General features: G+C 72.4%; 13 protein-coding genes. All 13 read right to left on the reverse strand.

The window, feature by feature from the left end:
* Window positions 1-48 precede the first annotated feature (48 nt).
* Complete coding sequence (gene panC, locus EV187_RS13510) at window positions 49-924, reverse strand: pantoate--beta-alanine ligase (RefSeq protein ID WP_130353584.1); 876 nt, start codon at window positions 922-924, stop codon at window positions 49-51.
* A complete protein-coding gene (locus EV187_RS13515; protein WP_130353585.1) occupies window positions 921-1,679 on the reverse strand; it encodes a Rossmann-like and DUF2520 domain-containing protein in 759 nt (252 codons plus the stop codon). The genes panC and EV187_RS13515 overlap by 4 nt, the downstream gene beginning before the upstream one ends.
* Window positions 1,669-3,300 carry a PH domain-containing protein gene (locus EV187_RS13520; RefSeq protein WP_130353586.1) on the reverse strand — a complete coding sequence of 544 codons (1,632 nt, stop codon included), beginning with the start codon at window positions 3,298-3,300 and terminating at the stop codon, window positions 1,669-1,671. The genes EV187_RS13515 and EV187_RS13520 overlap by 11 nt, the downstream gene beginning before the upstream one ends.
* Complete coding sequence (locus tag EV187_RS18945; protein ID WP_423190898.1) at window positions 3,297-3,746, reverse strand: PH domain-containing protein; 450 nt, start codon at window positions 3,744-3,746, stop codon at window positions 3,297-3,299. Before EV187_RS18945 ends, EV187_RS13520 begins: the two co-directional genes overlap by 4 nt.
* Before the next feature lie 253 nt (window positions 3,747-3,999).
* Window positions 4,000-4,473 (reverse strand): DUF3180 domain-containing protein, encoded by a 474-nt coding sequence (locus EV187_RS13530; protein WP_130353588.1) that lies wholly within the window; start codon window positions 4,471-4,473, stop codon window positions 4,000-4,002.
* Window positions 4,470-4,955, reverse strand: coding sequence for a 2-amino-4-hydroxy-6-hydroxymethyldihydropteridine diphosphokinase (gene folK / locus EV187_RS13535; protein ID WP_130353589.1), 486 nt, complete (start codon window positions 4,953-4,955; stop codon window positions 4,470-4,472). The genes EV187_RS13530 and folK overlap by 4 nt, the downstream gene beginning before the upstream one ends.
* A complete protein-coding gene (folB, locus tag EV187_RS18780) occupies window positions 4,952-5,323 on the reverse strand; it encodes a dihydroneopterin aldolase (protein ID WP_242609601.1) in 372 nt (123 codons plus the stop codon). The genes folK and folB overlap by 4 nt, the downstream gene beginning before the upstream one ends.
* Window positions 5,316-6,107 carry a dihydropteroate synthase gene (gene folP / locus EV187_RS18785; protein WP_242609648.1) on the reverse strand — a complete coding sequence of 264 codons (792 nt, stop codon included), beginning with the start codon at window positions 6,105-6,107 and terminating at the stop codon, window positions 5,316-5,318. The genes folB and folP overlap by 8 nt, the downstream gene beginning before the upstream one ends.
* 19 nt (window positions 6,108-6,126) lie before the next feature.
* Window positions 6,127-6,723: a GTP cyclohydrolase I gene (gene folE / locus EV187_RS13545; RefSeq protein ID WP_130353591.1), complete on the reverse strand. Its 597-nt coding sequence runs from the start codon at window positions 6,721-6,723 to the stop codon at window positions 6,127-6,129.
* 28 nt (window positions 6,724-6,751) lie between these two features.
* On the reverse strand, window positions 6,752-8,770 hold the full coding sequence (gene ftsH / locus EV187_RS13550) for an ATP-dependent zinc metalloprotease FtsH (RefSeq protein ID WP_130353592.1): 2,019 nt from the start codon (window positions 8,768-8,770) through the stop codon (window positions 6,752-6,754).
* A gap of 90 nt (window positions 8,771-8,860) precedes the next feature.
* The gene (locus EV187_RS13555; RefSeq protein WP_130353593.1) at window positions 8,861-9,574 is read right to left on the reverse strand and encodes a DUF2652 domain-containing protein; all 714 of its coding nucleotides are present in this window, start codon (window positions 9,572-9,574) and stop codon (window positions 8,861-8,863) included.
* A 47-nt stretch (window positions 9,575-9,621) separates the two neighbouring features.
* Window positions 9,622-11,313, reverse strand: coding sequence for an MFS transporter (locus EV187_RS13560; RefSeq protein ID WP_130353594.1), 1,692 nt, complete (start codon window positions 11,311-11,313; stop codon window positions 9,622-9,624).
* A 73-nt stretch (window positions 11,314-11,386) separates the two neighbouring features.
* Window positions 11,387-11,938, reverse strand: coding sequence for a hypoxanthine phosphoribosyltransferase (gene hpt / locus EV187_RS13565; protein ID WP_130353595.1), 552 nt, complete (start codon window positions 11,936-11,938; stop codon window positions 11,387-11,389).
* Window positions 11,939-11,993 lie beyond the last annotated feature (55 nt).

Genomic DNA, 11,993 nt, shown 5'->3' on the forward strand with positions numbered 1-11,993 from the left:
GCGGCTGCGCGGTTCACGAGCGCGGATGCCGCCGGCGGAAGCCCGCGGTCAGGCGCCGCCGACCTCGACGAAGGCGTTGTCGATGAGCCGCGTGGAGCCCACGATCCCGGCGACGAGCACGAGCGCGCGGCCGCGGAAGTCCTCGGTGATCGGGAGGAACGTGCCGGGGTCGACGACCACGAAGTAGTCGAGGCTCACCCCCTCGTGGTCGCCGAACGCGGCGACGCCCTCGGCGAGCAGCTCCGACGCGCCGTCGGACGCGGCGGCCTCCGCCGCCCGCAGCGATTCGGCGAGCACGAGCGCGGCCTGGCGCTGGGCCGCGCCCAGGTAGCGGTTGCGACTGGAGAGGGCGAGGCCGTCGGGCTCGCGCACCGTGGGCACCGTCTCGATGCGCAGGGGCAGGTCGAGGTCGGCCACCATCCGCGAAACGAGGAAGACCTGCTGCGCGTCCTTCTGCCCGAACAGGGCGACATCGGGCCGCACGATGCCGAAGAGCTTGGCCACGACCGTGAGCATGCCGTTGAAGTGACCGGGGCGCGACGCGCCCTCGTACCGCTCGCCGATCGGTCCGGCGTGCACGGTCGTGCCGCCCACGCCGCCGCTCGGGTACATCTCGTCGACCGAGGGGGCGAACACCGCGTCGACGCCGAGGCCGGCCAGCGCCGCGACATCCGCCTCGAGCGTGCGGGGGTACCGGTCGAGGTCCTCGCCCGGGCCGAATTGGAGCGGGTTCACGAAGATCGAGACGACCACCATGTCGGCGATCTCGCGAGCCCGACGCACGAGGGCGAGGTGGCCGTCGTGGAGTGCGCCCATGGTGGGGACGAGGGCGACGGATGCTCCGGCCGCACGCCGCTCGGCGACGAGGCGCCTGAGCTCCGCGATGGTCGGCACGACGTGCGTGCCCGCGGCGACCTCGGTCACGCGTCACCTCCCAGCGGCCGATCGGTGCCGGCCTCGTCGATCGTACCCGCCCCGTCGAGGAGGGGTCCGGAGTCGTGCCGCGACAGGGCGTTCTCGACGGCGCTGCGCACGAGCGGCGCGAGCACCGCGCCGGGGCGTGCGACGCCGATGCCGCCGAGCAGGCCGCTCGCCTGGTCGACGATCGCGCTCGAGAACGACACGGCGGTGTCGATCGCCTCGCCGTAGGCCGCGCGGTCGGCCTCGGCGACCACGAACGGCTCGCCGCCCATCTCGACGACCAGGGCCTGCCCGATGGGCAGCACCGGCGCGGGGGCGGTGACCGCGAACCAGGTGCCGGGCAGGCGCGCGAGGTCGATGCTCGTGCCCGTGAACGTCATGGCCGGGTGCACGGCGAGGGGGATCGCCCCGGCGCGCCACGCCGGCTCCAGCACGTCGGTGCCGAATCGGGCGGCGGTGTGCAGCACGAGCTGGCCGGGCTGCCATACGCCCGCCTCGGCGAGGCCCGTGACGAGCGGTGCGAGCTCGTGCTCGGGCACCGCGAGCAGCACGAGCTCGCTGCGCTCCACGATGTCGGGCACCGGCAGCACGGGCACCGTGGGAAGCATGGCCGCGGCGCGTTCGCGGCTCGATGCCGACACGGCGGCGATGCCGGTGAGGGCGTGGCCCGCCCCGGCGAGGGCGGCGGCGAGCACGGCGCCGACCCGGCCCGCGCCGATCGTGCCGACGCCGAGCCGTCCGGCGCGCTCAGCGGGCATCGACGGCCTCCGGCCCCACGCCGCCGCCGACGACGCCCCAATGATGCGAGGTATCGGATGCGGCGCGCTCGACGGCCTCGTCGGCGAGGCGCTCGAAGAGCTCGCCCGCCTCGGCGCGGTCGGCGACCGGGAGGGTCGCGACGACCGGGCCGGCGACCGTGTGGATGCGCACGGAGGCGAGGTCGAGCAGGCGCTGCAGCGGGCCGACCGTGACCGCGACGGACTGCATGCGCGCCAGCGGCACGAACGTCAGGCTGCGCAGGAGCCAGCCGCGACGGAGGAGCGCGATGCCGTCGACGCCCGCCCACCCGATGCGGCGCCACGAGAACGGCCGGAGCCACGCGGCACGGCGCGGCGTGCGCGAGAACCCGCCCGCGCCGTCGCGGCCCGTGAGGCCGGCGTCGACGAACGGCTCGACGGCGGTCGCGGCATCGGGGAGCAGCAGCGCGAGCACCCGATGCACGTCGGCCACGGTGCCGACCGGCAGCACGAGCGTGCGCTGCGCGGCCTCGTTGGAGGAGGTCACCGACTGGCCGGCCACGTCGATGCGGATCGACCACCAGCCGAACGGGCGCCACAGGATCCACTGGTTCGCCTCGATCGCGTGGATGCGACCCGGCGGGATGGTCTGGTTGCCCGTCGAGAGCAGACCGTGCCCGATCCGCACGCCGTCGGGCGTGCCCGCGATCGAGTACCGGAGCGACTTGGTTATGCGAGACCAGAGGTAGCTCACGAGGCCGATCGCGGCGGGCACGAACGAGAACAGGATCCAGAGCTGGCCGGTCGAGACCCCGACGGCGATGATCGCCACCAGCACGATCGCCCAGACCGTCGATCCGCCCAGCAGCGTCGACCCGATGACGCGGCCGAGCGGCAGGTGCACCACCGACTCGGGCGGGGCGAGCGACGGGTCGAGCTCGGGCGCGAGGAACTCGTCGACGCGATGCCCTATGACCGCCGTGACGGGGGCCCGGCCGGCGGCGGGCGCGCCACCCGCGGTGTCGGCCGCCACGGCCGCCTTCTCGGCGCGCGCGCCCGACGCCAGGCGCAGGATGTCGGCGCGCAGTCCGTCGGCGAGCGCGGATCCGAGGTACGAGAGCTGCACGTTCGCCGACTGCCCGGCGACCGAGACCTCGAGCTTCGCGGTGCCGAACAGCCGCGCGAAGAGCGGCCGCGTGACGTTGATGCCCTGGATCCGGTCGAGGCGGGCGCTGCGATGCGACCGGAACAGGATGCCGCTGCGCACCTCGACGGCCTCGTGCGTGATCCGGAACGTGTGCATGCGCCACGACAGCCAGAAGCCGATCACGAGCGCCACGATCAGCAGCGCCACGCCGGCGATCGCCCACCCGACGAGGCCCTGCGTGACGATGCCGCCGATGGGGTCGTTGCCCCAGTCGCCCCGCCACGTCTCGAACTCGACGTCGATGTCGTCGCCGACGTCGGGCGCGAAGAGCACGAGGAACGTGTCGACGAGGCGCTCGCGGAGGTTCGCGATGATGAAGCCCAGTACGGCGAGCAGCACGAGGCCGCCGCGGAGCAACGGGCTCGCCGGGTGCAGCCGGTGCCACTCGCCGTCGGCGAGGTTCGTGACCCGCGGAGGGCTCACGGATGCGCTCACAGCCCCGCCCTGCGGGTCTCGGCGAGGGCGACGAGCTCGTCGCGCAGTCGGTCGGCCTCCTCCATCGGGAGGCCGGGAACCGTCACGGCGGTGGAGGCCGCCGCGGTCACGAACTTGAGGTCGGCGAGGCCGAGCGCGCGCGCCACCGGGCCGCGGGTGATGTCCACGAGCTGCATGCGGCCGTACGGCACGGCCACCTGGCGCTGGAACATGATGCCGCGGCGGAAGAGCAGGTCGTCCTCCCGGAGGCGGTAGCCGATCGATCGCACGCGGCGCGGTTCGAACGCGATGCCGACGAGCGACACGACGCCGATCGCGATGGCTCCCCAGAGCGCCCACCATTGCCCCCACAGGGCGTAGGCCACGAGGAACGCGCCGACGAAGACGACCATGCCGATGAGGGAGCCGACCACCTCGACCACGATGTACTTCGGGGATACGCGCAGCCAGCCGGTGTCGGCGGGCGCCGTCGCCGCGGGCTCGGCGACGAGTGGCGTCGCCGCGAGTGGCGTCGCCGCGGGCCTCTCCGCGCCGAGAGCAGCAGGAGGAGCGGGGGCGGGAGCGGTAGGAGCGGGAGGAGCGGGGGCGGGAGCGGCAGGAGCGGGAGGAGCGGGGACGACCGGAGCGGATGCGTCGCCGACGTGGGCGGCGGGCTCCACCGGCGTGCCGTGCTCGGTGCCGTGCGCGTCGTCACGGAGTTCAGGCATGCGCGTGGGTTTCCTTCTCGGCTTCGGGGTCGTCGGGGGGGAGGGTGCAGAACGCCTCGGCGACGAGGCCGCCTGCCAGCAGCAGCGCGGCTCCGATCGCGGTGGCGAGCGCGAGCCACACGGTGTCGGCCGCCGGCACGACGCTCCGCGTGAGGAGGAACAGCGTGATGCCGATGCCGAACCCGAACACGAGCGCCCCGCTCAGGCTGCACGCCTTGGCGAGCACCGCGGTGCGCATGGCCCGGAACGGGTCGAGGTGCTTGGTGGCCTTGCCCTTCACGGCGCGGCGGATCGGCCAGGCCAGCGCCACCACGATGACGGCGACTCCCGTGAGGGTGACCGGCAGCGACAGCGGCGGCACGATCGCCTTGCCGCCGCCCGACACCACCGCGAGGTCGGTGAGGTAGCCCAGCACGATGCCGGCGAGCACGAATGCGATGACCGACGACGTGTGCGTGCGCTTCATCGGCGCACCACCTCGTCGTGCGCGGCGCGGCGCAGCTCGGCGACGGAGCCACGGCCGGGCAGCACCGCATCGGGATCGACGTCGAGCCACGGCTGCAGCACGAACGCGCGCTGCCAGGCCCGCGGATGCGGCAGCTCGAGTCGCCCGTCGGCCGAGCTGCGTCCGCCGAAGTCGATGAGGTCGAGGTCGAGGGTGCGCGGACCCCAGTGCGTCGCGCGGACCCGGCCGTGCCCGGCCTCGATGGCCTGCAGCGCGTCGAGCAGCGCGAGCGGCTCGAGGGTCGTCTCGACCACGAGCACGCCGTTGAGGTATCCGGGGGCGTCGGGGTCGACGCCGGCATCCGTGATCGCCGCGCTCTCGTAGACCGGGGAGACCGCGACGAGCTCGACGCCGGGCGTCTCGGCGAGGGCGCGCGTCGCCGAGGCGATCGTCGCCTCGCGGTCGCCGAGGTTCGCGCCGAACGCGACGACGGCGCGGGTCATGCCCGCCCTCGCACGATCGTGACGGCGACGTCGGCGAACGGCACTTCGATGGGCGCCTCCGGCTTGTGCACCGTGACCTCGACCTCCTCGACCGCGGGGTGGGCGAGGGCGACGGCCGCGACCCGCTCGGCCACCGTCTCGATGAGATCGACGGGATCGCGTTCGACCGCGGCGACCACCGCCTCGGCGAGCTCGCCGTAGTGCACGGTGCGGCCGAGGTCGTCGCCGGATGCCGCGGCGGACAGGTCGATCGCCACCGACACGTCGATGACGAACTCCTGCCCCTGCTCGCGCTCGACGTCGAAGACCCCGTGGTGCGCGCGCACGCGCACACCGGTCAGGGTGATGCGGTCGCGCGTCCTAGCCACGTCGTCCACTCTGCCACGCCCCGAGGACGTCGAGCGCCCGTCGCGTGCCGCGCACGTCGTGCACCCGCACGCCCCACGCTCCGGCCTGGGCGGAGAGCGCGCTGACGACCGCCGTCGGGAGGTCGCGCTCCTCGACGTCGGCGTCGTCGGGCAGCAGTGCGCCCAGGAATCGCTTGCGTGAGGCGCCCACCAGGATCGGCAGCCCGAGTCCTGCGAGCACGTCGAGGCGGCCGAGCAGCTCCCAGTTCTGCGCACCGCGCTTCGCGAACCCGAGGCCGGGGTCGAGGATGAGCCGCTCGGGTGCGACGCCGGACGCAACCAGCGCATCGACGCGGGCCGCGAGCTCGTCGCGCACCTCGGTCGCGACGTCGTGATACTCGGCGAGTGCGTCCATCCGGTCGGAGTGCCCGCGCCAGTGCATGGCCACGTACTGCACGCCGGTCTCGGCGACGATCGGCGCCATCGCGGCATCCGCGAGCCCGGCCGAAACGTCGTTGATGATCTCGGCGCCCGCCTCGACGGAGGCCGCGGCGGTCGCCGCGCGCATGGTGTCGACGCTCACCCGGATGCCGCGCCCGGCGAGTTCCCGCACGACGGGGACCACGCGGCGCAGCTCCTCCTCTGGCTCGACGCGCGCCGCGCCGGGTCGCGTGGACTCCCCGCCGACGTCGAGCACGTCGGCGCCGTCGGCGACGAGGTCGAGGCCGTGCGCGATCGCGGCGTCGGCGTCGAACCACCTGCCGCCGTCGCTGAACGAATCGGGCGTGACGTTGACGACGCCCATGACCAGCGTTGGCACCGGCTCAGCCACGTTCGGCGGCTCCGATCAGCGCGATGATCTCGGCGCGAGCCGCGGGCTCGGCGAGCGCCCCCCGGCTCGCGATCGTGACGGTGGAGCTGCGCTCCTGTCGCGATCCGCGCGTGGTCACGCAGCGATGCTGGGCATCGAGCACCACGAGCACGCCCTTCGGCTCGAGTCCGGCCTCGAGGGCATCGGCGATCTCCTCCGCGAGGCGCTCCTGCAGCTGCGGCCGCGCCGCGAGCGTGTCGATGACGGCGGGGATGCGGCCGAGGCCGACGACCCGCTCGGCCGGCAGGTAGGCGACGTGCGCGGTGCCGACGAACGGCAGCAGGTGGTGCTCGCAGACCGAGCGGAAGGCGAGGTCGCGCAGCACCACTGCGTCGGACGTGGCGGGCACGCCCGCCTCGGTGGCCCCGAGCGGCACGGTGTCGGCGAGGTGGCTCAGCGGGTCGACGTCGAGGCCGCCGAAGAACTCGGCGTAGGCCTCGGCGACCCGCTGCGGCGTGCGCTCGAGCCCGGGTCGGGTCGGGTCCTCGCCGATCGCGAGCAGGATCTCGTGTACGGCGCGCTCGATGCGCGCGGTGTCGACACCGGCCATGACACCCCCTCTTCGGGTCGTCGGACGACTAGGCCGTCGCGGGCCGCGGGTTGGTGCGCTGCGGACGGGAGGCCGCCGGCTCCTCGATGGGCGTGTCGTCGGAGTCGACGCCACCGTCGACGGCGCCCTGGTCGATCGGCATCTTGTCGTCGGGGAACGAGATCGGCGGGCGGTCGGAGACGGGCCGGCGGTCGCTCGAGAGCCACTGCGGGCGCTCGGGGAGCTTGCGGATGTCCGTGAAGATCGCGGCGATCTGCTTGTGGTCGAGCGTCTCGTGCTCGAGCAGCTCGGCCGCCAGCTTGTCGAGGATGTCGCGGTTGTCGTTGAGCACCTGCCAGGCCTCGTCGTGCGCTTGCTCGATGAGGCCGCGCACCTCGGCGTCGACCTTCTCGGCGATCTCCTCGGAGTAGTCGCGCTGGTGGCCCATGTCGCGACCGAGGAACACCTCGCCCTGCGACTGCCCGAGCTTCACGGCGCCGACGTTCGCGCTCATGCCGTACTCGGTGACCATCTTGCGCGCCGTGGAGGTGGCCTTCTCGATGTCGTTCGACGCGCCCGTGGACGGGTCGTGGAACACGATCTCCTCGGCCACCCGGCCGCCCATCGCGTAGGTGAGCTGGTCGAGCAGCTCGTTGCGCGTCACGGAGTACTTGTCTTCGAGCGGCAGCACCATGGTGTAGCCGAGCGCCCGGCCGCGCGGGAGGATCGTGATCTTCGTCACGGGGTCGGTGTAGTTCATCGCCGCCGCCGCGAGCGCGTGTCCGCCCTCGTGGTAGGCCGTGATGAGCTTCTCCTTGTCCTTCATCACGCGCGAGCGCCGCTGCGGGCCGGCGATCACGCGGTCGACGGCCTCGTCGAGGGCGCGGTTGTCGATGAGCTGCGCGTTGGATCGCGCGGTGAGCAGCGCGGCCTCGTTCAGCACGTTCGCGAGGTCGGCGCCCGTGAAGCCCGGGGTCTTGCGCGCGAGCACCTCGAGGTCGACGCCCTTCGCGAGCGGCTTGCCCTTGGAGTGCACCTCGAGGATGCGCTGGCGGCCCTTGAGGTCGGGCGCGTCGACGCCGATCTGGCGGTCGAAGCGGCCGGGGCGCAGGAGCGCGGGGTCGAGGATGTCGGGACGGTTGGTCGCCGCGATGAGGATGACGTTGGTCTTCGGGTCGAAGCCGTCCATCTCGACGAGGAGCTGGTTCAGGGTCTGCTCGCGCTCATCGTGCCCGCCGCCGAGGCCGGCGCCGCGGTGACGGCCGACCGCGTCGATCTCGTCGACGAAGATGATGGCCGGCGCGTTCTGCTTCGCCTGGTCGAACAGGTCGCGCACGCGGCTCGCGCCGACGCCGACGAACATCTCGACGAAGTCCGAACCGGAGATCGAGTAGAACGGCACGCCCGCCTCACCGGCGACGGCGCGCGCGAGGAGCGTCTTGCCGGTTCCGGGAGGGCCGTAGAGCAGCACGCCCTTGGGGATGCGCGCGCCGACGGCCTGGAACTTGGCCGGCTCCTTCAGGAACTCCTTGATCTCGTGGAGCTCCTCGATCGCCTCCTCGGCACCGGCGACGTCGTCGAAGGTGACCTTGGGGCTTTCCTTCGTCACGAGCTTGGCCTTGGACTTGCCGAACTGCATGACGCGGTTGCCGCCGCCCTGCATGCCCGACAGCATGATCCAGAAGAAGAGGCCGATGAGCACGAGCGGCAGCAGGATGCCGAGCATCGAGAGGAACCAGTTCGGCTGCGGCACCTCGTCGTTGAAGCCGTCCTTGGGGTTCGCCGCGTCGACCGCGTTGATGACGTCCTCGCCGCGCGGAGTGACGTAGTAGAACTGCACCTGGGAGCCGAGCTCGTCGTCGGGCTCGGCGAGCGTGAGGTCGACCCGGTTCTCACCGTCGACGATCTTGGCCGCCGCGACCTTGTCGTCCTGCAGGAGCTGGAGGCCCTCCTGCGTCGACACCTCGCGGAATCCCGAGGCCGTGATGAGGCTCGATCCGATCCACACGGCGACGATCGCGAGCAGGATGTAGATGATCGGCCCGCGCAGGATCTTCTTCATGTTCATGGTGCTGCAAGGCTACCTCGGCGGCCCTGAGCGTCGGCTCACTGTTCGCTGAGGGCTGTGCAGCCCGCTGCTTCACACCCTCTTCATCGCCTATTGAGCGGATGCCTCGCGGCGGTAGCTTCGGAGGCCGAGCATGTACGGCAGGCCCTTGCCCACCGCTGCGAAGGTCCTCCCGACGCGACCCTGCAACGATGGCGCGGGGAGCGGCTCGGCCGAGCCGTCGAGATCCTCGACGTCGACGAAGTACGCGTGCACGGTTCCGAAGCCCTCGAGTTCTGGCGACACCTCGTGCACGGGATCGGGCAGCACGCCCTCGCCGATGCGGTAGAGCTCCTCGGAGACCAGGACGTATTCGGGGATCCCGACCGGGTTCTTGAGCAGGCGATGCACGAGGATGACGTCGATCCCGACGAGCTTGATGCGCTCGCGGATCGTCTGGGTGGCCACGTCTCCGATGTGCGCGACGAACTTCAGCTTGAGGTCGGCGGCCCCTTTGCAGCCCGTGCAGGGGCACAGGTTCGCCGTGACGTACTGCCGCTCGAGGTGGAAGGCCCGATGCATGGCGGTGGCGGCCTGGAGGATCTCGGCCATGGTGGTGCCGGTGTCACCGTCGGCCTGGCGGGAGAGGAACGCCGCGTCGCCCTCGATCTCGATGAGGTCGAAGCCGGGGGCGGCGTCGATCATCTTCTCGAGCATCCGCGCGGTGTTGACCTCGGCGTGCGCGAGACTCATGCGATGCGAGCTCATGTACTCGGTGTAGCCACCGATGTCCGCGATCAGCAGGACCGCACGGCCGGATTCCATGCCCAAGGGTCGCACCTCGGCCCGGGGTTCTCAAGAGCCCGAACGGGTCACGCCGGCGCCGGCGGCTCCTCGAACGGCTCCTTCGGCTCGTAGCGCTCGAGGCGGTCGTCGACGACCGCCGCCGCCTGCTGGGCACTCGGCGTGTACCCGAGGACGACGGGGAGGAACCGGTCGGAACCCAGCGCCTGCAGCTGGAGCTCGCTCCTGGCGACCACGGTCGCCGTGCGGCGGCTGCGGCGCAGCAGGGCGATCTCCCCGAAGCCCTCCCCCGGGCCGAGCGTGGCCACGACCCGCCCGTCGCCCACCACATCCGCCTCGCCCGACTCGATCACGTAGTACCGGTCGCCGACGTCGCCCTGACGGAACACCACCTGGTCCGCGGCGACGGTGACGGGTTCGAGGCCGCGGGCGAGCTGTTCGACGGCGGGCAGCGGCAGGGGATGGAACATCGGCACCTCCTGGAGCAGTCCGATGTCCGCGTCGAGCACGTCGACGGATCGGTCGAGCCGTCGCAGTCGCCGCCACGACACCACCGCGAGCACGGGGCAGACCAGCCCGATCGCGATCAGCGCGTTCTGGACCCCGATCCATCCGACCAGCGTCGACGCGACGACGGCACCGATCCCGATGAACACCGCCACCAGGCTCTCGAGCACCCCGAAGACACGTGCGAGCACCTCGTCAGGCGCCATGCGGGCGATCAGCGTGAACCCGGCGAGGTCGATCAGGGCGTTGCCCACGCCGATGAACGCCAGCAGGCCCAATGCCGCCGACTGCTGCGGGACGAGGGCGACGAGGGTGAGCGGAAGTCCCCACAGGCCGACGCCGACGGCGTACCAGGCGCCCAGTCGGCCGGAGCCGACGAGCAGCGAGGCGAAGAGCGACCCGAGCACCGCGCCCACCCCCACCGCGGTCATCAGGGCGCCGACGCCCGGCTCGCCGGTTTCCAGCAGCTCGATCGCGACCACGACGGAGAACACCGTGAGCGCGCCGCGCGTGAGGGCCTGCGCCGCCGCGAGACCGAGGATGAGGGTCAGGTCGCGGTTCTTCACGACCACGCGGACACCCTCGACGGCCTCCTTGGCCAGGTTGGGACGGCTCGGCGCGGGCGGTCGCGGCGGGGCGTCGTACCGCAGTCGCACGAGCAGGGCGGCCGCCACGAACGAGGCGCCGGCCGCGACCCAGAACACGACGTCCACGCCGGTGAACTGGAGCAGCACCGCCGCGACCAGTGGACCCACGAGGGTGGCCGCGGAGTCGAGCAGTCCGCGGACCATGTTGGCGCTGGCGAGCTCGTACCCGGTGCGGCACAGCGACGGCAGGAGCGCGGAGTGCGCCGGGCGATAGAGGGTGGCGGCGATCGTGGACAGCACGGCGAGCGCGTAGATCACCGCGGAAGGCCCCGACACCGCGACGACCACGGCGGCGGCGGCCGTCGCGGCGCCGCGCACGATGGACACCAGGATGAGCACCCGTTCGCGGCGCCCGCGGTCGGCGATCGGCGACAGCAGCGGCGCGAGGATGGCGGACGGCACCATGCGCAGCAGCCCGACGAGTCCCACGGCCGCCGCGCCGCCGTCGCGGTAGGCGACGATCCCGAGCGCCACGGTGAATGCCCACTCGGCGGTCCAGGCGCCGAGGAAGCTCAGTTGGGCGCGGCGGAGGCTGGGATTGCGCCAGTTGCTCGTGAAGGCAGCGCCAGCGTCGCCCAGCCTGCTCCGCCGTCGACCCTCGGCCATGAGGATGACTCTAGGGCCTGCGGTCCGTCGGAGTCAGGAGACACGAGCCTGCGCTCGCCCGGCTGGGCCAGGCTCAGCTGTACACGTGCGGCGCGAGGATCGCGACGTCGCGGAGGTTGCGGTAGCGCTCCGCGTAGTCGAGTCCGTAGCCCACGACGAACTGGTTCGGGATGTCGAAGCCGAGGTACTTCACGGTGACGTCGACCTTCGCGGCATCCGGCTTGCGGAGCAGCGCGCAGATCTCGACCGACTCGGCCCCGCGCGACTCGAGGTTGCCGAGCAGCCAGCTGAGGGTGAGTCCGGAGTCGATGATGTCCTCGACGATGAGCACGTGGCGCCCGGTGAGGTCGGTGTCGAGGTCCTTCAGGATCCGCACGACGCCGCTCGAATGGGTGCCCGCGCCGTACGACGACACGGCCATCCAGTCCATGCTCACGTGCGGGCGCAGCTCGCGGGCGAGGTCGGCCATCACCATGACGGCGCCCTTCAGCACGCCGACGAGCAGCAGGTCCCTGCCCTCGTAGTCCGCCTCGATGCGCCGGGCGAGCTCGGCGAGCTTCTCGCGGATCTGGTCTTCGGTGACGAGCACCTCGGTCAGGTCGCCGTCGATCTCGCGCGCGTCCATGCCTGCTCCCTGGTTCGTGGGCGAACGGATGCCACGAGCCTACGCCGTGGCGCCC

It is taken from the genome of Agromyces ramosus (assembly GCF_004216665.1).
Taxonomy (GTDB): domain Bacteria; phylum Actinomycetota; class Actinomycetes; order Actinomycetales; family Microbacteriaceae; genus Agromyces; species Agromyces ramosus.

Bases quoted from the DNA above. Each gene is read 5' to 3' on its own strand.
- EV187_RS13515 (WP_130353585.1), bottom strand. From the start codon at position 1,679: ATGCCCGCTGAGCGCGCCGGACGGCTCGGCGTCGGCACGATCGGCGCG.
- EV187_RS13530 (WP_130353588.1), bottom strand. From the start codon at position 4,473: ATGAAGCGCACGCACACGTCGTCGGTCATCGCATTCGTGCTCGCCGGC.
- folK (WP_130353589.1), bottom strand. From the start codon at position 4,955: ATGACCCGCGCCGTCGTCGCGTTCGGCGCGAACCTCGGCGACCGCGAG.
- folP (WP_242609648.1), bottom strand. From the start codon at position 6,107: ATGGGCGTCGTCAACGTCACGCCCGATTCGTTCAGCGACGGCGGCAGG.
- folE (WP_130353591.1), bottom strand. From the start codon at position 6,723: ATGGCCGGTGTCGACACCGCGCGCATCGAGCGCGCCGTACACGAGATC.
- ftsH (WP_130353592.1), bottom strand. From the start codon at position 8,770: ATGAACATGAAGAAGATCCTGCGCGGGCCGATCATCTACATCCTGCTC.
- EV187_RS13555 (WP_130353593.1), bottom strand. From the start codon at position 9,574: ATGGAATCCGGCCGTGCGGTCCTGCTGATCGCGGACATCGGTGGCTAC.
- EV187_RS13560 (WP_130353594.1), bottom strand. From the start codon at position 11,313: ATGGCCGAGGGTCGACGGCGGAGCAGGCTGGGCGACGCTGGCGCTGCC.
- hpt (WP_130353595.1), bottom strand. From the start codon at position 11,938: ATGGACGCGCGCGAGATCGACGGCGACCTGACCGAGGTGCTCGTCACC.